Raw genomic sequence first — 19,956 nt, 5'->3', positions numbered from 1 at the left:
ATGTTCCACAGCCTTTTCAGTGTGTATAAGAACAGTAAGTTTCAAAAGAATTTATACGTGCCGTATCCGGTTCGAGCGCATTTTCTGAGGTGTAGAGCCATACAGCTTTTTGAAGGTCCGCATAAAAATTTTGTAATTCGACAGCCCGTTTTTCTCCATCAGTACCGTGATCGTTTCGTCGGAATTCTGTAAATCTTCGTACAGGTGCATCGTGCGCACATCGTTCAGATATTCGAGAAAGGTCTGTCCGGTATACTTTTTAAAGAGCCGGCAGAAATACTCCTTCGAGAGTGCCAGGGAATCTGCGGCTGTTTCGAGGCTTAACGGTTCCGGGTAATGCACTTTCACCCAGTTCATAACGTGTGTCACGCGCTGCAGATCGCGCTGTGAACCCGTGAGGGATGCCGAAGGGATCTGGTGGGAATACGACCGGCAGAGATGGTACAGAAATTCGTACAGTCGTGAGGTAAAGAGAAGCTGGTATGAATCGGAAGGATTCTGCCGGATCTCGTTCATCTCCGAGAGCAGTGCGGGGAGCGGAGCCGGCTGTTCCGAGCAGGGAATGATCGTGTCGAAACGCATCGTATCAAAGTCCGGCAGATATTGGCGCATCTGGCTTGCGGAAATCTGCAGCAGAAGATATGTACAGGTGTTGGAGCGCGTCATATGGAGGTCGCCGGAGTTGATGATAATCAGATCACCCTCGTTTAACTGATACTCCGTTGCCTGGACAATCGCGGAAAACTGTCCCCTGATCAGATAGAGAATTTCCACATATTCATGCCAGTGCGCGGGAAAAACAAAAGTGAGTGCATCCAACTGTTCAAAACGGACATGCAGCAGATCGGTTTCGTGGATTGTTTCGTAAAAGCAGGATTCCATAAGTACCTCCAGGATGTGATAGAAATATACGTCAATTATAATCAAAAAAGATAAGAATATTGTACCAGAAATTGGGCGAAATATCAATATCAACCAGAGAAAGGACAAGAAAGGAACTAGAAGTTACACGAAAAAGGGAAGATAATGGAGACATTAGCACGAAACAAAGTTTGGGAGGAACAAAGACATGAAAGCAAAGGTAAGAACCTTTAACGGAACTACATCTCCGGAAGTAACCCAGCGTGAAACAGATCACCGCAAACTTGCCCGCGAGGCAGCAGCAGAGGGATTCGTTCTTCTGGAAAACAAAGATCATTTCCTGCCGCTGGCAAAGGGCAGCAAGGTAGGTCTTTACGGAGCAGGTGCGATCCGCACCATCAAAGGAGGCACCGGTTCCGGCGATGTCAATGAGCGTGACAGCGTTAATATTTTCCAGGGCATGAAAAATGCAGGCTACGACGTAACAAGCAGTGAATGGCTGGAGGATTACGATAAACTCTACGTACAGGCAAGACTGGACTGGAAAAATGAGATTTTCACAAAATTGAACGGAGACGACACAAAATTCTTTGATGCTTACTCTGCAACCCCGTTCTTTATGCCATCCGGAAACCCAATCGATGAAGAGAAAGCAGCAGCCGACGGTGCAGACACCGCATTCTTCGTTCTGGCACGTATCGCAGGAGAGAACAAAGACCGTTTTGATACGGAGGGTGACTACTTCATCTCCAAAGAAGAGAAAGCTATTCTGGCACAGGTTTCCAGATGCTATAAAAACGTTGTTCTTGTTATCAACACCGGCGGCCTGATGGATCTGGCATTCGTAGAAGAATTTGACAATATCCGCTCTATTTTACAGTACGTACAGGCAGGCCAGGAAGGCGGAAATGCATTTGCTGATGTTGTAAGCGGCGATGTAACCCCATCCGGAAAAATGACAGATACCTGGGCAAAAGATTACTATGATTATCCGGGTGCAGAGGTTTACAGCTACAAGAGCGGCGACCTCATGAAAGAAAAATACGAAGAGGGTATCTTCGTTGGATACCGTTACTTCGATACCTTTGAAGTACCAGTCCGTTACTCCTTCGGTTACGGTATGTCCTACACCGATTTCGAGATCAGAACCGATGACATCAAAGTAAGCGGCCGCGGTATGATGAATCCGAAAGTAAGCGTGACTGTTACCGTTACCAACACCGGCGATACTTATGCAGGAAAAGAAGTTGTACAGATCTACGCTTCCTGCCCGCAGGGCAGACTGGTGAAAGAGTTCCGCCGTCTGGCAGGCTTTGGAAAAACAAAACTGCTGGCTCCGAAGGAATCCCAGACCATGACCATCACCTTCCCGCTGTATCAGCTGACTTCCTATGAGGAGGAAAGCGCATCCTGGATTCTGGAGCCTGGCATGTATGGTATCTGGATTGGAAATGATCTGAATACATCTGTTCTCTCCGGCGCGCTGGAGCTGGACGAGAAAGCAGTCATGACAGCGTGTGAAAATATCTGCCCGCTGAAAGAGAAATTGAATGAGATTGTTCCTGATGCAGAAAAAGTTCAGGCAAGAGAGGCTGCATGGCAGAAGGAAGTAAAAGAAAAGAGAATGAGCGTGATCGAGCTCAAGGCATCTGAGATCCCAACTGAGAAAGTAGATTACCAGCCGGTACCGGAAGAGCTTCCTGGAAAAGCAGGAAAGATTGTGGAATCCCTTTCTGTGGATCAGCTGGCACTCCTTGCAACCGGTGATCCGGGAAGAGCACAGGGCAACGCGCTTGGCTCCGCAGGAATTTCTGTTCCGGGAGCAGCAGCGGAGACATCCCCGTGTGCTTCGGAGGAGCCGTGGAATGTAACCACCATTGCTCTGGTGGACGGACCTGCAGGTCTTCGTCTGAAGAGAGAATACCAGGTAGACAACGGAGAGATCGTAGCGAGCGATTTCCTGGCGGCACTGGAAGGCGGATTCTTCAGCAAACCGCAGGAAAAACGCGGAACAACCTATTATCAGTTCTGTACCGCAATTCCGGTTGGAACACTTCTGGCACAGAGCTGGGATGTAGAACTGATCAAGAGAGTCGGCGAGATGATCGGCCATGAGATGGAGCTGTTCAACGTAACACTGTGGCTGGCACCTGGCATGAACATCCACAGAAATCCGCTCTGCGGAAGAAACTTTGAATATTATTCCGAGGATCCGCTGCTTGCTGGTATGATGGCGGCTGCTATGACGCTCGGTGTACAGAAGGTACCGGGCTGCGGAACCACGATCAAACACTTCGCATGCAACAATCAGGAGGATAACCGTATGGGCTCCGATTCCATCCTGTCCGAGCGTGCCCTGCGTGAGATCTATCTGAAAGGCTTTGAAATCGCAGTCAAAGATGCACAGCCGATGTCCATTATGACATCTTACAACCTGATCAATGGTGTACACGCTGCAAACTGCTACGATACCTGCACGAAAGCAGCGAGAGATGAGTGGGGATTTGCAGGAGCCATCATGACCGACTGGACAACCACCAACGTACAGATCCAGGGCGAGTGTACGGCAGCGGGCTGCATGAGAGCCGGAAATGACATGGTAATGCCGGGTCTGCCGGAGGATCACGAGAACATCAAAAAAGAACTTGCAGATGGAACTCTGACGATGGCAGAATTGAAACGCTGCATCTATAACACGGTAAATATCGTACTGCAGTCCAATATGTACGAGGGCGCAGTCAGCTACCTTGATCAGTTCGATGATCTGGATACCTATCTTGTCGTGAAATAAAAGAAGTGAAAAATATCTTATGGGGATATACAAAAAGCAGGGTTTGAAATGAACGGACATTTCGGTGCGTGAGACATTGGGGGACCCTGAAAAGAGGAAAGAAGTGCCATTCGCAGATGGGGGTCTGCGGAGCAGGCACTTCTTTTACGTATATTGTCTATGAACCGTGAATACATTGACAGTAAGGCAGAAAATAAGGAGGCGCAAAAAGCAAATGAGAGAACGGGATGAGAATGCATATATTCGTTTTTTTGCCCTCTGGTTTGCGGCCGGTATGACCCTCGGTGTACTGCTGCTGCTTGCGGCATCCCACACGGGAATGAAGGAGGGAAATAGCGTCCGCCTATTTCAGGCGGAGGCGTTTTTTGGAAGAAAAATTTCCGCAAAGGCCTGCTTTTCCTATCTTCTAAAGGTACGGTTAGCACCGGCATTTGCGGGACTTCTCTTTGGATTGACGGCAATCGGTGCGTATTTTGCCACTGCTGCCGTTTGGGCATATGGTTTTCTGTGTGGCGTCTTTCTCTCGGCTGCCTATCTGCAGAACGGAATGGCAGGTCTTTTATTCTTTTTTTTGGCTCTTTTTCCGCAGATTTTCCTCTACCTTGCCGCGTTATTTCTGATGGCTGCTGCGTGTAGCCGGATGGCAGAGACGAATCACCTTGCCGGCGGCATACAGAAAAAGGAATATTTTTGCTTCGGCGTGCGCTACTTCTTTGCACTGATCCTGCTTCTGTGGGGTATTCTGCTTGAGAGTTATGTCAATCCGTGGTTTCTTGCGAAAATCCTGTAAAAACGGTCTGAAAAGGGAATTGCATTTTTGAAAAAACGTGTATATAATTAAAAGCATTGTTACCCTTTATCGGGCAGTGAGAGGGAGAAAAAAGCAAAAAGGAAAAAAGCTATGCAGGAAACGATACAGTCATTTACGGACTATCTACAGACGGAAAAGAAAGCGTCAAAAAATACAGAAGTCTCCTATCAGCGCGATCTTCGAAAGCTGGCAGTTTTTTTGAAGGAGCACGGAATAGAAAAACCGGAGCAGATGAATGCAACGGTTTTAAATTCTTATTTATTATATCTGGAGCGGGAACACTTCTCCCCGGCAACGATCTCGCGCAGCATTGCGGCGATTCATATGTTTTGCCAATATGCATGTCAGGAGGGAAAAATGGTATCTGACCCGTCGAAAGCACTGCAGCCACCGAGGGTTGAGCGGAAAATGCCGGAGATCCTTTCCATCGCAGAGGTCGATCTGCTGCTTCGCCAGCCCAAAACCGACACGCCAAAGGGGATCCGCGACAAAGCAATGCTGGAAATGCTGTATGCGACCGGTATCCGCGTCAGTGAGCTGATCCATTTGAAGATACAGGATGTCAACCTTATGATGGGCTACATCACCTGCCGCGATGAAAAGGAGCGGATCGTTCCGTTCGGCGGACCGGCGAAAAAGGCGTTGGAGCAGTATCTGGGGAGTGCGCGCGCAGCCCTGATGCATGGACGGGATGATGATGTACTGTTTGTCAACTGTTCCGGAGGTCCGATGAGCCGTCAGGGATTCTGGAAAATCCTGAAATCCTATGCGAAATCCGCAGGCATTACGGCGGATATTACGCCGCATACCCTGCGCCATTCGTTTGCAACCCATCTGCTGCAAAATGGTGCGGATTTAAAGAGCGTCCAAGAGATGATGGGACATGCCGATATTTCGACGACACAGATGTATCTCCATCTTGGCGTCAACAAAATCCGTGATGTTTACCAGAAAGCACACCCGAGAAAGTAGCAGTTTTACCAGAAAAAAAGCAAAGAAACAGCGTGTATGACAAATTTTTAACAAAAAGTTTGGCGTGTACGCTGCTTTTTTTGTTGTCATACATACAAGAAAAGGGATCAGTGGAACTTTTTCTTGTTCACAGAGTACAAAAAATATGATATACTTAGTTTTACGGTGTGTGTAAGGGTAAACGAAAGATTTTTTGTATATATAGTAGAAAAACGGACTTTCACGCACAGCGGTGTCTGCGTAAGCGGACGTATTCATTTAGAATGATAACAGATAAAGAGGTATCCTATGAAACTGATGGTAGTCGAAGACGAAAAAGTAATTCGGAATGGTCTTTTAAAGCATGTGCCCTGGCAGAAACTTGGCGTTTTGGAAGTGCAGGCAGCAGAAAACGGAGAAAAAGCGCTGGAACTGGCGGAAACGTTTCATCCGGACATCGTTCTTTCTGACATCCGGATGCCAGGCATGTCCGGAATAGAGCTTTGCAGAACATTAAGAGAAAAATATCCGGAAATAGAAATTATTTTTTCCACTGGCTATGCAGATAAAGAATATCTGAAAGCAGCGATCGATCTGCATGCGGTTGGATACGTGGAAAAGCCGGTGAATGTGAATCTTCTGGCAGAAAATGTAAAAGAGGCGGTAAAACGCGTCGGAGAGCGCAGAAAAAATGAGCGCGCAAAACTCCGAAATTATCTGCTGGAGCTGGATACCGATGTTTCCATGGAACAGGCAGAGGGTACGTACTTCCGGATTGTCAGAATTCATTTCGACAGGGAAGGCTGTGGAAATGGCTTTCTTCCAATGTTCGAAAAGGAACTGAAAGCGGTCTTTTTACAGCATGATATTTCGATGACAGCAACACTTCTTGATCCGTTTTGCCTGATTCTTCTTCTTGGAAGTGAGGAAGAAAAGCGGTGGAAGAAAATAGAACCCATCCTGCTGTCCGCTTTGAACAAATTCACATCGGACGGCACACTGGGCGGATATTTTGTTTCCAACGGAACAAGAGGAAGCGGAAAAGAAGAAATTCTGCGTTCCTACCACGAAGCAAAAGAGGCAGAGAAAGCGCTTTCCTGGCTTGGATGGGGAAAAAGTGTGTGCTTTGAAGAAGTGCCGCCGGAACTTCCCTGGGAATCGGAGTGGAAACAGGATGGTAAAAAACAGCTGGATGTTTTTTATCATCTGTTAATGGAAAAAGAGAAAAAAGAAGCCTGTCGTTTTCAGAAAAACTTATACGAAGAGCTGGTGCAGCGTCATATGCATATGAGCAGTACGGTTCGCTATATTTACTGCCAGATGCAGGAAATGCTGGAGAAAGCCGCAGAGTATTTTTATCCCGGAAACATGGAAAAACCGTGGGAACAGAACGGAACCGACTTTTTCTGGCAGGCAGAAACCTTTGCGGAGATGCGCGATGAGATGATCCGGCGGATCGAACAGCTTCTGGAGCGGTCTGAGGATGGAAAAGAGAAAAAGAAAACAGAGAATTCCTTTACCATCAGCAAGGTGACGGAATACATACAGGAACACTATGCAGAGACGGATCTGTCGATTGCCAGAATTGCCGATTCGGTTTATCTGACACCAACGTATCTGTCCGCTGTTTTCAAAAAGCAGACCGGGCTCACCATCGGACAGTATCTGCTGGGAATCCGTGTGGAGCGTGCTAAACAGAAAATGAAAGATCCGCAGCTGAAATTCTATCAGATCTCAGAGCAGGTTGGGTATGCGGATGCCAACTATTTTGCAAAAATTTTCAAAAAGATGACAGGCATGACACTAACAGAATATAAGGAGAGTCTGCGGCTGTGATGAGAAATCCAATACAGAAATTATCGATGCAAAAGCGGATGATGCTGTACTTCGCGGTTCCACTGATTCTGGTACAGATTATCCTTTGTTTTCTTTGCTATCCGCAGGTGATTCGCAGATATCGGGAGAAGACAGATTACACGGTAGAACAGTCCATTAATCAGACGATTTCTTTTACCGAAAGTTATCTGCAGAACATGACCTATCTGGCAGACATGGTGGAAAACAGCTGGGTGATTCAGGACACTTTGTCAGCAAAGGATTTTGGCGGAAACCGGCCTTATTTTGACCAGTGGCTTGAATATTATGAACTGAATCGGGAATTTAATTCGTATGAGCTGTCGAACTCGATTTACCGTTTCTGTCTGTATGTGCCGGATGACGTGATATATTCAGGAAATCATTATTTCTTTTTCGAAAACTCCCGTTTAAAAGAACGCAGTGATTATGTCGATTTGCGATATACATTAAATCAGGGAGAAGACTACGTTGCACTGAGTCAGGAACGTTCGGGGATTGATAAACAGGAAACATCACAGATGGTTACATTGTATCACCGGATTGTTTCGAAAGAAGCAAAGGATCAGGAAATTGGTATTTGCAGCATCAGCGTATCCGTGAGCTGTTTTCAGGATATTATGCAAAATGCCAATATCACGTCGAAAGGTCTGGTTTATCTGATGAGTGAAAACGGACGTCTGATTGCCAGTTCCAGCAGTACGATCCTGCAGAAAATGCAGAGGAGCGGAGGAATCTTAAGTTACGGGCCGGAAATTTCGATGGAAAAGAAAAAAGAAGGTCAGATGGAATATTATGCAGTCCGCCGGAACGTAAACGGTGCCGCCTGGCAGATGATTTCCATGATTCCAAAGAGCGAATATGAGGATCAGTACCGGATTCTCTGGCTTTCGGCGATTCTGATGATGGGCGGCATGATTGTTGTCATTGTGATGATATCTTATGTTCTTTCCGGCTATTATGTCGGAAGGCTGAAAAAGCTGAAAAGCGAAATGGCCGGTCTGCAAAATGGAAATTTAAATGCGAATCTGCCGCTCGAAACAGAAGGGGATGAAATCGAAGAAATTTACCATAACTTCAATGGCATGGTACAGGAAGTGCAGCGTCTGATGCAGGAACATTACAAGCTCGGTAAAGAAGTCAAAATGGCGGAAGTGCGGGCCCTGCAGGCACAGATCAATCCCCATTTTCTCTACAATACGCTGGATCTGATTAACTGGATTTCCATGGATTATGGGGCAGAGGAGATTGGCACGCTGACCTGGAACCTGGCGCGCTTTTACCGTTTGAGCCTGAATCACGGAAAGAGCCTGATTACGATCGGGGAAGAAGTGGAACATGTACAGGTTTATGTGAACATTGAGAATTACCATTTTGACAATCAGATTTCACTGAATGTTGATGTCCCGGAGGAATTAAAAGGCTTCGCCTGCCTCAACATCATTTTACAGCCCTTTGTGGAAAATGCGATTGTCCATGGCATTGCGGAATACAGCGAAATCGAAAGCTGCAGCATCGCAATCCGGGCACGGAAAGAGGAAGAGGATATTATCTTTACCATACAGGATGACGGCCCGGGCGTAAATGTGGAACAAATGCAAAAAGAAACGGAACAGGATATCAAGAAAGCCCGGCACGGGTACGGCGTGCGGAATATCAATTTCCGTTTAAAACTCTGCTTCGGAGAAAAATACGGCGTAACATATAAAGAAAGTGAAAAAGGAACGTGCGTAGAAGTAAAAATTCCGGCCATGACTATGGAAGAAGCAGAAGAGAAGATCTGACAGAAAAAAGGAGAGACATTTGTTCTCTCTTTTTTGCACAAAAGGAAAGAAAACCGATACAGAAAACCAGAAAAAACTATACAAGTTCACAAAAAAGCAGGAGAAAAACAAGAATTTTCCTGTACGAGATCACGGAAAACATAAAATATTACTAGAAATCAAAGTTTTGTTGGGTACAAAATAACCAAATTGTCCGGTATAATAAGTTCATCAGTTAAGAACAAGCCCCAAGACAAAGCGATGTGTGGAGGGTCTTGGGAGCACTTAAAGTTATCGCCGGCAAAAAACAGTTAAGTGCAGGAACTATGAAAAAGAAAGGAAGTCAACAAATGGGAAAGCATGTTAAGAGTTTTGTAACAGAAGTAAAGAAAAACAGAGCCCTTTTTGTTATGGCGATGCCTGCATTTCTGCTGGTATTGATTATGCAGTATCTTCCAATGTCCGGATTGGTACTGGCATTTAAGAACTATCGATATGACCTTGGTGTATTCGGAAGTGAGTGGAATGGATTTGCAAACTTCGAGTACCTCTTCTCATCCGGAACCGGATGGTTAATCACGAAAAATACCGTTGTGTATAACCTGTTAAACCTGGTTACCTCACAGCTTCTTGCCGTTTTGATCGCGATTTTTATTTCAGAGATCAACAAAAAAGTGTTCAAAAAAGTAACACAGTCCATTATCTTCTTACCGTACTTTATTTCCTGGGTTATCGTTGGTGTATTCGTTTACAACATCTTCAACTACGAAACCGGTATCCTGAACAGCGTTCTTACTTTCTTCGGAGCTGAAAAAGTAAACATGTACGATGCTTCCAAAGCAGGCATCTGGCCATGGATCATCTGCCTGTTCAACTCATGGAAATGGTGTGGATATAACTCCGTTATCTACATTGCAGCAATTACCGGTGTAGATGCCGAGATTCACGAGGCAGCTTCGATCGACGGAGCAAACATTTTTGAGAGAATCCGTTACATCACCATCCCGTGCATCCTTCCAACCATCATTACCATGCTTCTTCTGCAGGTAGGACGTATCCTTCGTGGTGACTTCGAGATGTTCTATCAGATCGTTGGAAACAACGGACAGCTCTTCAACAAGACAGACGTTATCGATACTTATGTATTCCGTTCCCTGCTTCAGAACTCTAACCTTGGTATGACAGCAGCAGCGTCCTTCTACCAGTCCGCCATCTGCTTTGCAACCATCATGATCGTCAATGCAGTTGTAAAACATGTAGAAGAAGATCTGGCACTGTTCTAAGACAGAGAAAAGGAGGAATTCGTTATGCAAGCTGTTGCAAAATCACAGAAAATCAAGAAAAGTACTTCGACAAAAGTATTTTACGTAATCTGCTATGTATTCGTAGCACTGATGGCTCTTGTATGTCTCCTGCCGTTTGTTATGGTAGTTTCCGGATCATTTTCATCTGAGCAGGCGATTCGGTTCCAGGGCTATGGCATTCTCCCAAGAGACTTTACCACCGCTGCTTACTCACTGATTTTTAAGAGCCCGATGACCGTTGTCCGTGCTTATGGCGTATCTATTTTCATCACCTTAGTCGGAACAGCAATCGGCCTTCTGCTTACCACAATGACCGCTTATGTTATCAGCCGTAAAGATTTCAAGTACAGAAACGCTCTGTCTTTCTTCTTCTACTTTACAACCCTGTTCAACGGCGGTATGGTTTGCTCTTACATTTTCTACATTCAGTACCTGCACTTAAAAGACAGCTATCTGGCCCTGATTTTACCAGGTGTATTCAATGTCTTCTATCTGCTGATTATGAGAACTTTCGTATCTGCAATCCCGACTGCACTGATCGAATCTGCAAAGATCGACGGCGCCGGTGAGTTTAAAACATTCTTCAGTATCATCCTGCCGCTTCTGAAATCCGGAATGGCAACCATCGGTCTGTTCCTTGCCCTTGGCTACTGGAACGACTGGTACAACGCAATGCTGTACATGAACTCAGAAACAAAATACCCGCTGCAGTACATGCTGTACGCCCTGATGCAGAAAACACAGGCGATGTCCCAGATGGCAAGCTCCGCAAACATTCCGTTGCAGGATATGCCGTCCAACTCCCTGAAACTGGCGATGGCAGTCGTAGCAACCGGTCCGATCATTCTGGTATATCCATTTGTACAGAAATATTTTGTTAAAGGTGTTACAATCGGTTCTGTCAAAGGTTGATGGACTGATTTTATAAAGGCAACACAAAAAAGGAGGAAAAAGAAATATGCAGAACAAAAATTTAAGAAAAGCACTTGCTGTTTCCATGGCAATCGCCATGACAGGCGGACTGCTTGCAGGCTGCGGTAACAGTAGCTCCAGCGGATCTTCTAACAGCGGAACCACAAACAGCGGTTCTACCGCATCCGCAGATGGAGAACTCGATACATCTGAGTTTGTAGAACTTTCGATGTATGTCATCAGTGACCGTCCATCCGGACAGGATGAGATCGATGAGAACCTGAACAAACTGTTAAAAGAGAAACTGAACTGCTCCTTAAAGATCAACTGGATCGGCTGGGCAGAGTATGCAAACAAATATCCGCTGCTGTTCTCTTCAGGAGAGGAATTCGATATGGCATACAGCGCAACATGGCTGAACTTTGCATCTCTGGCACAGAAAGGTGCATTCAAGAGCCTGGATGAGCTCTGGCCAACCTACGCTCCGAAGAACTTTGCAGCACAGTCTGAGGAAGCAAAACAGCAGGCTACTGTAAACGGAAGCTACTACTGCGTACCATCTCTTCTGTCTACCTACAATGCATACGGTCCAATGTGGCGTGGCGACCTGGTAGAGGGAACCGACTGGGACGGAAAGATGGAAACTTTTGAAGATATTGAAGAGTACTGCGATCTTGTTAAAGAGACTCATCCGGAGATGGAGTGTATCGATCTTTACTCTACCGCACCGGAAATCTTCTTCATGTACATGGAAAATCAGGGACTGGCTACCTTCAATGGTATCCGTTATCTGTGGTATGATCCGACAGCAGAGAATCCAACCGTTATGACTTCCTATGAGCTGGAGAAAACTCCTGAGTTCCTGGAAATGATGGCAAGATGGAATGAGAAAGGCTTCTATTCCAAATCTGCTCTGTCTGATACCGACAGCACCAAATTCCAGAACGGCAAAGCTGCTCTGAAGATCCACAACATTGATACTTACGTAGGACAGGCAATTCTTCATCCGGAAAATGATATCCATTACGCCAATATGGTAAAAGATGTTGCTCATCTTCCATATACTCAGGACTGCATGGTTATCTCCAACACATCCAAACATCCGGAAAGAGCAATGGCTCTGTGGGATCTGATCACCAACGATCAGGAAGTATATGATGCATTCTATTATGGTATCGAGGGAACTTCCTATGAGCTGAACGATCAGGGACAGTTCAAGATCCTGGATACTGACAAATATGGCACCAACGCAATGTGGTCTGCAAGAAGTGACGCTCTGAACCGTCAGCAGCAGGGAACTCCGGATGATTATCAGACAAATGTAGATGATTTCGAGTCCAAAATTGTTTCCGGACAGGGAAATGAGAAATTTGCAGGTTTCGTACTGGATACTTCTTCCTTTGAGACCCAGCTTGCTGCATGCAACAACGTACAGCAGCAGTACTGGTGGCCACTGGAGCTCGGATATACCGAAGCTGAGTCTGGTTTAGCCGATTATCAGTCCCAGATGGAAGCAGCTGGTATCGAGACTATGAAAGAGGCAGCTCAGAAACAGCTTGACGATTATATTGCAAGCCTGAAATAAGACTTCCATAAAATAAAAATAGTAAAAGACCCGGCGGGAGAAATCCTGTCGGGTCTTTTGTGGTGCCATACATCCGAAAGAAACTGCCGGCGGCAGCTCTGCCGGTGACGGCGAAAGCAAAAGGACAGATAAAATTCTATAAAATGTTGCAAAAATAAAGGGAAACGATTTGAAAACTATACAAAATAACGGAAAAACGTAGGATATTACTAGAAAACGTAGTTTTGTAGCCTACCAATGCAATATGGAATTTTATATAATGACGTTACCAGAAAATTTCGGACAAACAATAGTAAAAGGAAACAGCGATCCGAAAGGAAAGGAAACAAAACATGATAAAAGAACCAATGGTCATTGAAATAGCAAAAAATACGTATGCAATTAACGAGTTTGGCCTGTCTGCGTGCTATTTCCTGATTGGAGAGGAACGGGCGCTTCTGATTGACACCGCGTGCGGACTTTCTGATTTAAAAAGTATTGCAGCAAGTCTGACAGATAAACCATATGATGTTGTCCTGACACATGGGCATCACGATCATATTGGAGGGATTGGTGCATTTTCGGATGTCTATCTTCAGGAAGACGATTTTGAAATGGTGCGGAATGTAGATGTGGAGGTGCGGCGTAATTTTGCAGAAGAGCTTGGAAGAGCAGGCGGCTACGAAGCGTTTTCCTATGATCCGAAAAAAATTCAGCCGTTTGAAAGATTACCAAAGTTTCATGCTTTGCACGAGGGTGACTGCTTTGAACTTGGAAACCGTCGTGTGGAATGTATTGCGGTTGCCGGCCATACACCGGGCGGCATCTGTTTTCTGGACGAAATTACAAAGATTCTGTTTTCGGGAGACGCCTGCAACCAGAACCTTCTTGTGCTCGGATGCAGTGTGAGAAAGACACTGGAGGGCTTATATCATCTGAAAACGTATGAAAACCGTTATGAACGCTCCTACAGCGGTCATATTGGCTTTGGCGGGGAACCGTGCTTTTTCAGTCAGCCGGAGACGATTCTGGATGACTGTATCAGAACAGCGGAACAGATCCTGTCCGGTGAAGTGACGGGAAGAGAAGCGCCGCGCAAAGGCATGCTTTACGCGGAGTATGGAACCGCAAGACTTAGTTATTACCCGGATTGCCTGGAAAAGGCGCCGGAGCAATAAATCTATCTGCAAAAGCAGAGAAAAGGAGAGGTAATTGTATGGCAAAAGTAACATTACATGCAACCATCTTTGGGGAAGATGGCATCAAAACAAGAGACTATGAGACAGCACTGATTCCGGACGCGAAAAATCAGGAAATGCAGGTCATTAACCTGTACCCGGACAAAACGTATCAGAAAATTGAAGGATTTGGAGCAGCACTGACGGAATCTGCAGGCTATGCGCTGTCCCGCATGAGCAAAGAAAATCAGAAGAAAGTAGTAGACGCTTACTATGGAAAAGACGGCATTGGCTATACGATCGGCCGTATTCACATGGACAGCTGCGATTTCTCCGTCGGCAACTACTGCGCAGTTGAAAATCCGGACGATCCGGAATTCAAAGACTTCAATCTGGAACGGGATGCAAAATACGTACAGCCGCTTGTAAAAGCAGTATCCAAAACACTTGGAAAACCAGTTTCGCTTCTGCTTTCTCCGTGGAGCCCGCCGGCCTTCATGAAAGAGACAGGCGTAAGAAACGGCGGCGGACACCTGAAAAAAGAGTGCTACCAGGATTACGCAAATTATATTGCAAAGTACATCACCGAGTACGAAAAACTTGGCATGCCGATTTCCTGGATGACCGTACAGAACGAGCCGCTGGCCGTTCAGACCTGGGATTCCTGCGAGTATACAGCGGCAGAGGAAAAAGAATTCCTTCGTGACTATCTGTATCCAACCTTAAAAGAAAAAGGCCTGGAGTATGTAAAACTGTATATCTGGGATCATAACAAAGAGAGAACGTACGAGAGAACGCGAGATATCGTAGATGAGACGACAAAAGACATGATTGCCGGTGTTGCATATCACTGGTATTCCGGCGATCATTTTGACACCCTTTCCATGGTAAAAGAAGATTACCCGGATCTGATGCTGATGCACAGCGAGGGCTGTGTGGAACTGGCACGCTATGGCGCGGCAGCCGGAAACTCCCTGCGCCATGCCAAACAGTACGCACACGATATCATTGGGGATCTGAACCACGGTATGAACTACTGGATCGACTGGAACCTTGTGCTGGATGAAATCGGCGGACCGAACCACGTAGACAATTTCTGCGGTGCACCGATCATCTGCGACGGAACAACGGATACCATTGAGGTGAAACCAATGTTCCACGCGATTGCACATTTCTCAAAATACATCAAACCAGGTGCTGTCCGCATTGCAAGCTCCGTTTATTCACCGGATCTGGAAATCACTGCGGCAAAGAACCCGGATGGAACGATTGTCCTTGTTGTGATGAATACGTCAGAAGAGGATAAACTGGTCAATCTCCGTATGAACGGAACCACGACCCGTCTGACCTTCTGGGGCAACAGCATTGCGACCGTATTGATTTAACGAAATTAAAGAAGTGGGTTGCAAATATCCTTAAAAAATATCAGAGATAAGCAAAAACCTCCGCTGCAGACCGGTAAAAATCTGCAGCGGAGGTTTTTCTATCATGCGGTGCAAGTTAGCACTCCTCAGCGATATCATAAATCAGGCGCTCTGTCTGATCCCATCCAAGGCATGGATCGGTGATGGATTTTCCATAGACATGGGTTCCACATCCGATTTTCTGGTTGCCTGACTCGAGATAGCTCTCGATCATGACACCTTTTACGAGACCTTCGATGTCTTTATTGCATCGTCTGGTGTGCAGAACGTCTTTGACGATACGGATCTGCTGCTCGTATTTCTTTCCTGAGTTGGAATGGTTGGCATCGATGATGGTAGCCGGGTTTACGAGATGTGTTTCGTTGTATTTCTCCAGCAGAAGCTGGATATCTTCGTAGTGATAGTTCGGTACGGAATTTCCGTGTTTGTTGGTCGCACCGCGGAGAATGGTGTGTGCCAGCGGGTTTCCGCTTGTCTTTACTTCCCAGGTACGGTAAATAAAGGAGTGGGAGCCCTGTGCGGCGATGACGGAGTTAATCATAACGGAAAGGTCACCGCTGGTCGGGTTTTTCATGCCGGCCGGAATGTCGATGCCGGAAACGGTCAGGCGGTGCTCCTGATTTTCTACGGAACGTGCGCCGACAGCAACGTAGGAGAGAATATCGGACAGATAGCTCCAGTTGGATGGATACAGCATCTCGTCTGCAGAAGTCAGATCGGTCTCCTCGACCACGCGCATATGCATTTTACGCATGGCAATCAGTCCGTGCAGCAGGTCCGGTTTTCCTTCCGGATCCGGCTGATGAACGATGCCTTTATAGCCTTCGCCGGTGGTACGCGGTTTGTTGGTGTACACACGCGGGATGATAATCAGCTTGTCGGATACTTTGTCAGCTACTTTTGCCAGACGGTGGTTGTATTCCAGAACGGCGTCTTCGTTATCTGCGGAGCAAGGTCCTACGATAACAAGAAATTTATCGGAATCCCCGGTAAAAACTTTTGCGATTTCTGCGTCGCGCTGTTTTTTGATTTCGGTTGCGCGGGCACTTAAAGGGTACTGCTCCCGGATCTCTGTTGGGGTGGGAAGTTTTCTTACAAATTCAAGGCTCATTTTGTTTCTCCTTTATCTTAGATGCACTTCTTTTTCGTTTGCGGACAGAAAAGGCATGTTACTGCTTTGCATACGAAAGAAGCTGCCGGCAGCAGGTTCTGCAGGTGCGCTCCGTCGCAAACTATCTATAAATTATAATACATAACGCGAAGATTGTCGATGTTTTTTCGGCGAAAATTCTGTTTCTCTTAAAAAAGATAGAAAAAAGGTATCAATGAACAGCAAATCCGTTTGCAGATTCCCGATGCAGGAACAAAAGTGCCATTGTCATAATGGTAAGTTCACTTGCAAGAATACCATAGAGATAGCCACGGATGCCGAAAACCGGGACGAGAAAAAGAATTGCAAGAATACGAATTACATCTCCGGCAAGGTTCTGGAAAAAAACGAGAGAAGTTTTTCCAAGGCCGTTTAAAATGCTTCCAAGTGTTGTTTCCAGATAGAGAAAAGGACTTAAAAATGAAAGGATACGCAGAAAAACGCCGACTTCTTCGTTTTGAAAAAGGAAACGTCCAAGCCACGGACCGAAAAAGAAAAAAGCAAAAACAGCGGAAGTGCCAAGCAACACACAGAAAGAAATTGTATAACGGATCGTGTCTGATATTTGCTCCGGCGTACCGTCGGCCTGCTGTTTTGCTACGCCGGGCAGAAGCATGACGGACACTGCGTGGGTGATGGCAGATGGAAAAAAGATCATCGGAAGTGCCATACCGGTGAGAATGCCATACTGCGAGAGCGCTGCTTTCCGGGAAAGACCGGAGGTGACCAGACAGCCGGGGAGCAGAGCACTTTCAATGCTGTGGAGGACATTCAGAAGAATACGGTTCAGCGTAAGCGGAAGATTCAAAACAGCAAGCTCTCGGAAGGTATCGTACCAGAGGGTCTTTTCTTTGAAAAAAACAGAAATCGGGCGGTGTTTCTGAGGGGACCTGCTGTGCGAGACGGACAGGCAGGCCATCAGAAAGAGACACGAAAAGAGTTCGCCGGCGGCAGTACCGAATGCAGCAACAGCGGCAGAGGGGAGGCTTGTGGAAAGACAGAAAAGCCAGGCAAGGTAGGAAGCGCCCATGCGCACGAACTGTTCCAAAAGCTGGCAAAAAGAAGGCAGTGCCGTCTGATTCTGGCCAAGATACCATGCCGAGAGACAGTTGTGGATCCCGGAGGGGAGAATGCCGAGTGATAAAATCCGGAGGAGCAGAATCGTCCGCGGCTCAAAAAGAAGCCGTGTTCCGATAAAATCCGCGCTGAAAAAGAGAAAGATGGAGGCGGAGAAGGAAAGTATCACTACAATGCCGCATCCGGCCGCCAGACAGATCTTTGCCCGTCTGGAATCCTTTTTGGCAAGGTACGATGCGACAAAGCGCGAGAGCACCGTCTGCATGCCGCCTGCGCCAAGGGAGAGCATCAGTGCGTAGAGTGGTGTGGCGAGCTGGTAGATACCAAAGGCTTCCGCACCGATCCGGCGCGACAGGAATATTCTATAGAGAAATCCAAGAATTCTGCAGATGATCCCGGACGCGGTCAGGATCAGTGTGCCAAGAAGAAGCGTGTTCTTTCTTGTGATTTTCAGCATGGGATAGACTCCTTTCACGGCATTGCGCAGATAGTCTAAAATATGCGAAAAAACTCCTTGACAGAACCCCGTGATAGGTGCTATTCTGAGTGAGAAATAAATCCGATTAAAACTGTCGGAATTGGAAAACGACAGCACAGGAAAAAGGAGAACCAGGAATGAAATTATCGACCAAAGGAAGATATGGTCTGCGTGCCATGATCGATCTGGCGAGTCACGAAGAAGAGGGTGCAGTGTCCATTGCCAGCATTTCAGAACGCCAGAATATCTCAGAGAGCTATCTGGAGCAGCTGGTGCGTCCGCTTCGAAAAGCCGGATTCATTGAGAGTGTGCGGGGAGCAGGCGGTGGATATGTACTTGCAAAACCGGCAGATTCCATTTCGGTAGGAGATGTTCTCCGTGTGCTGGAGGGCGGACTCGAGGCAGTCACGTGCTCGGTCAATGAAGGCCTGGGCGGCTGCGATGCGGCCGATTTCTGCGTCACGCGTTTTGTGTGGCAGAGGATCAATGAGGGAATTACGAACGCTGTGGATTCCATCAGCCTCGGAGAGCTGGTTCAGCAGAGCCGGCAATTAGAGAAAAACAGAAACAGCGATAGAAATGACAAGGAGTGAACAACAATGATTTATCTGGACAATGCGGCAACAACAAAAACAGCCCCGGAAGTTGTCGAGGCTATGCTTCCTTATTTCAGCGAATACTACGGAAATCCATCCAGTATTTATGCAATTGCAGGAAAAAGCAAAGAAGCCATCACCAAAGGAAGAGAGCAGATCGCAAACGTGCTCGGCGCAAAACCGGAGGAAATTTATTTCACAGCCGGCGGCAGCGAGTCCGATAACTGGGCGTTAAAAGCTACCTTTGAAGCATATAAAAATAAAGGAAACCACATCATCACCACAAAAATCGAGCATCATGCGATTCTTCATACCTGTGAGTATCTGGAAAAAGAGCGCGGTGCGAAAATCACCTATATCGGCGTCGATGAGAACGGCGTTGTCAATCTGGATGAACTCGAAGCAGCCATCACACCGGAGACCATTCTGATTTCCGTTATGACGGCAAACAACGAAATCGGAACGATTCAGCCGATCAAGGAAATCGGAAGAATTGCAAAAGAACACAATATTTTATTCCACACAGATGCCGTACAGGCATTTGGCCAGATCCCGATCAATGTGGATGAGTGCAATATTGATATGCTCAGTTCCAGCGGTCATAAGATTAACGGACCGAAAGGAATCGGCTTCCTTTACATCCGAAAGGGTGTGAAAATCCGCTCCTTCGTACACGGCGGTGCGCAGGAAAGAAAACGCCGTGCCGGAACGGAAAATGTACCGGGCATCGTAGGATATGGAGTTGCGGCAGAGCGTGCGGCAAGAACTATGGCGGAGCGTACCGCAAAAGAAATCGAAGTACGTGATTATCTGATCAACCGTATTTTAACCGAGATTCCGAACTGCCGTCTGAACGGCGATCCGGTAAAACGTCTGCCGAACAACTGCAACATCAGCTTTGAATTCATCGAGGGAGAGTCCCTTCTGATCATGCTGGATATGAAAGGTATCTGCGCATCCAGCGGTTCTGCATGTACTTCCGGATCCCTGGATCCGTCCCATGTACTGCTGGCCATCGGACTGCCGCACGAGAAAGCACACGGTTCCTTACGTCTGACTTTAAGTGAGGAGATCACAAAAGAGGACGTTGATTTCGTTGTAGAGCAGATCAAAGCGATCGTAGACCGTCTGCGCAGCATGTCCCCGCTGTATGAGGATTACATCAAAAAACAGCAGGGTAAATAAGTTTAAAAAAATAAGACAGTCCATCCAGAAAGCCGGTACAGAAAAATTCAGGTAAAA

The 19,956-nt window shown here is 46.6% G+C and carries 15 protein-coding genes; 12 read left to right on the top strand and 3 right to left on the bottom strand.

The genetic code is table 11. From position 1 onward, the window contains the following. Positions 1-51: 51 nt before the first annotated feature. Positions 52-882 (bottom strand): AraC family transcriptional regulator, encoded by an 831-nt coding sequence (locus DXD02_RS01935; protein WP_118639918.1) that lies wholly within the window; start codon positions 880-882, stop codon positions 52-54. A 187-nt stretch (positions 883-1,069) separates the two neighbouring features. On the opposite strand from DXD02_RS01935, the gene DXD02_RS01930 reads away from it, so the two are divergent. The 10 genes from DXD02_RS01930 to DXD02_RS01885 all read left to right on the top strand — a co-directional run bounded on the left by DXD02_RS01930 (position 1,070) and on the right by DXD02_RS01885 (position 15,374). Further along, complete coding sequence (locus DXD02_RS01930) at positions 1,070-3,652, top strand: glycoside hydrolase family 3 protein (protein WP_117800854.1); 2,583 nt, start codon at positions 1,070-1,072, stop codon at positions 3,650-3,652. Between the two features lie 214 nt (positions 3,653-3,866). After that, positions 3,867-4,442, top strand: coding sequence for a stage II sporulation protein M (locus DXD02_RS01925; protein WP_022463333.1), 576 nt, complete (start codon positions 3,867-3,869; stop codon positions 4,440-4,442). 111 nt (positions 4,443-4,553) lie between these two features. Beyond that, on the top strand, positions 4,554-5,435 hold the full coding sequence (gene xerD, locus DXD02_RS01920) for a site-specific tyrosine recombinase XerD (protein WP_118601207.1): 882 nt from the start codon (positions 4,554-4,556) through the stop codon (positions 5,433-5,435). A gap of 288 nt (positions 5,436-5,723) precedes the next feature. Then, positions 5,724-7,250 carry a response regulator transcription factor gene (locus DXD02_RS01915; RefSeq protein WP_118601208.1) on the top strand — a complete coding sequence of 509 codons (1,527 nt, stop codon included), beginning with the start codon at positions 5,724-5,726 and terminating at the stop codon, positions 7,248-7,250. Next, complete coding sequence (locus DXD02_RS01910; RefSeq protein ID WP_118601209.1) at positions 7,250-9,052, top strand: sensor histidine kinase; 1,803 nt, start codon at positions 7,250-7,252, stop codon at positions 9,050-9,052. Before DXD02_RS01915 ends, DXD02_RS01910 begins: the two co-directional genes overlap by 1 nt. A gap of 329 nt (positions 9,053-9,381) precedes the next feature. Next, the gene (locus DXD02_RS01905; RefSeq protein WP_118601210.1) at positions 9,382-10,314 is read left to right on the top strand and encodes an ABC transporter permease; all 933 of its coding nucleotides are present in this window, start codon (positions 9,382-9,384) and stop codon (positions 10,312-10,314) included. Positions 10,315-10,338: 24 nt separating this feature from the next. After that, positions 10,339-11,247 carry a carbohydrate ABC transporter permease gene (locus DXD02_RS01900; RefSeq protein WP_118601211.1) on the top strand — a complete coding sequence of 303 codons (909 nt, stop codon included), beginning with the start codon at positions 10,339-10,341 and terminating at the stop codon, positions 11,245-11,247. 46 nt (positions 11,248-11,293) lie between these two features. Next, complete coding sequence (locus DXD02_RS01895) at positions 11,294-12,832, top strand: ABC transporter substrate-binding protein (RefSeq protein WP_118601212.1); 1,539 nt, start codon at positions 11,294-11,296, stop codon at positions 12,830-12,832. Positions 12,833-13,164: 332 nt separating this feature from the next. Further along, entirely contained in the window at positions 13,165-13,989 is an 825-nt protein-coding gene (locus tag DXD02_RS01890; protein ID WP_118666304.1) for an MBL fold metallo-hydrolase, read from the top strand. Between the two features lie 38 nt (positions 13,990-14,027). Beyond that, entirely contained in the window at positions 14,028-15,374 is a 1,347-nt protein-coding gene (locus tag DXD02_RS01885) for a glycoside hydrolase family 30 protein (protein WP_118666303.1), read from the top strand. A gap of 115 nt (positions 15,375-15,489) precedes the next feature. On the opposite strand, the gene DXD02_RS01880 is transcribed toward DXD02_RS01885, so the two are convergent. Beyond that, positions 15,490-16,524 carry a 3-deoxy-7-phosphoheptulonate synthase gene (locus tag DXD02_RS01880; protein ID WP_118601215.1) on the bottom strand — a complete coding sequence of 345 codons (1,035 nt, stop codon included), beginning with the start codon at positions 16,522-16,524 and terminating at the stop codon, positions 15,490-15,492. A gap of 211 nt (positions 16,525-16,735) precedes the next feature. Then, on the bottom strand, positions 16,736-18,097 hold the full coding sequence (locus DXD02_RS01875) for a polysaccharide biosynthesis protein (RefSeq protein ID WP_118666302.1): 1,362 nt from the start codon (positions 18,095-18,097) through the stop codon (positions 16,736-16,738). 158 nt (positions 18,098-18,255) lie between these two features. On the opposite strand from DXD02_RS01875, the gene DXD02_RS01870 reads away from it, so the two are divergent. Together DXD02_RS01870 and nifS are read left to right on the top strand one after the other, a co-directional pair. Further along, positions 18,256-18,711, top strand: a complete 456-nt coding sequence (locus DXD02_RS01870) for an RrF2 family transcriptional regulator (protein ID WP_022463329.1) — start codon at positions 18,256-18,258, stop codon at positions 18,709-18,711. A gap of 6 nt (positions 18,712-18,717) precedes the next feature. Then, positions 18,718-19,899: a cysteine desulfurase NifS gene (gene nifS / locus DXD02_RS01865; protein ID WP_118666301.1), complete on the top strand. Its 1,182-nt coding sequence runs from the start codon at positions 18,718-18,720 to the stop codon at positions 19,897-19,899. The last annotated feature ends 57 nt before the right edge of the window (positions 19,900-19,956 follow it).

The sequence above is a fragment of the Blautia sp. TF10-30 genome, from assembly GCF_003481245.1.
GTDB lineage: Bacteria > Bacillota > Clostridia > Lachnospirales > Lachnospiraceae > Fusicatenibacter > Fusicatenibacter saccharivorans.
The sequence above is the reverse complement of the archived record's forward strand: the minus strand, read 5'-3'. Positions and strand labels throughout refer to the sequence as shown.

What these genes read in the sequence shown, in the direction of transcription:
- DXD02_RS01935 (WP_118639918.1), bottom strand. Translation starts at nt 882, where the DNA reads ATGGAATCCTGCTTTTACGAAACAATCCACGAAACCGATCTGCTGCAT.
- DXD02_RS01930 (WP_117800854.1), top strand. Translation starts at nt 1,070, where the DNA reads ATGAAAGCAAAGGTAAGAACCTTTAACGGAACTACATCTCCGGAAGTA.
- DXD02_RS01925 (WP_022463333.1), top strand. Translation starts at nt 3,867, where the DNA reads ATGAGAGAACGGGATGAGAATGCATATATTCGTTTTTTTGCCCTCTGG.
- xerD (WP_118601207.1), top strand. Translation starts at nt 4,554, where the DNA reads ATGCAGGAAACGATACAGTCATTTACGGACTATCTACAGACGGAAAAG.
- DXD02_RS01915 (WP_118601208.1), top strand. Translation starts at nt 5,724, where the DNA reads ATGAAACTGATGGTAGTCGAAGACGAAAAAGTAATTCGGAATGGTCTT.
- DXD02_RS01910 (WP_118601209.1), top strand. Translation starts at nt 7,250, where the DNA reads ATGAGAAATCCAATACAGAAATTATCGATGCAAAAGCGGATGATGCTG.
- DXD02_RS01905 (WP_118601210.1), top strand. Translation starts at nt 9,382, where the DNA reads ATGGGAAAGCATGTTAAGAGTTTTGTAACAGAAGTAAAGAAAAACAGA.
- DXD02_RS01900 (WP_118601211.1), top strand. Translation starts at nt 10,339, where the DNA reads ATGCAAGCTGTTGCAAAATCACAGAAAATCAAGAAAAGTACTTCGACA.
- DXD02_RS01895 (WP_118601212.1), top strand. Translation starts at nt 11,294, where the DNA reads ATGCAGAACAAAAATTTAAGAAAAGCACTTGCTGTTTCCATGGCAATC.
- DXD02_RS01890 (WP_118666304.1), top strand. Translation starts at nt 13,165, where the DNA reads ATGATAAAAGAACCAATGGTCATTGAAATAGCAAAAAATACGTATGCA.
- DXD02_RS01885 (WP_118666303.1), top strand. Translation starts at nt 14,028, where the DNA reads ATGGCAAAAGTAACATTACATGCAACCATCTTTGGGGAAGATGGCATC.
- DXD02_RS01880 (WP_118601215.1), bottom strand. Translation starts at nt 16,524, where the DNA reads ATGAGCCTTGAATTTGTAAGAAAACTTCCCACCCCAACAGAGATCCGG.
- DXD02_RS01875 (WP_118666302.1), bottom strand. Translation starts at nt 18,097, where the DNA reads ATGCTGAAAATCACAAGAAAGAACACGCTTCTTCTTGGCACACTGATC.
- DXD02_RS01870 (WP_022463329.1), top strand. Translation starts at nt 18,256, where the DNA reads ATGAAATTATCGACCAAAGGAAGATATGGTCTGCGTGCCATGATCGAT.
- nifS (WP_118666301.1), top strand. Translation starts at nt 18,718, where the DNA reads ATGATTTATCTGGACAATGCGGCAACAACAAAAACAGCCCCGGAAGTT.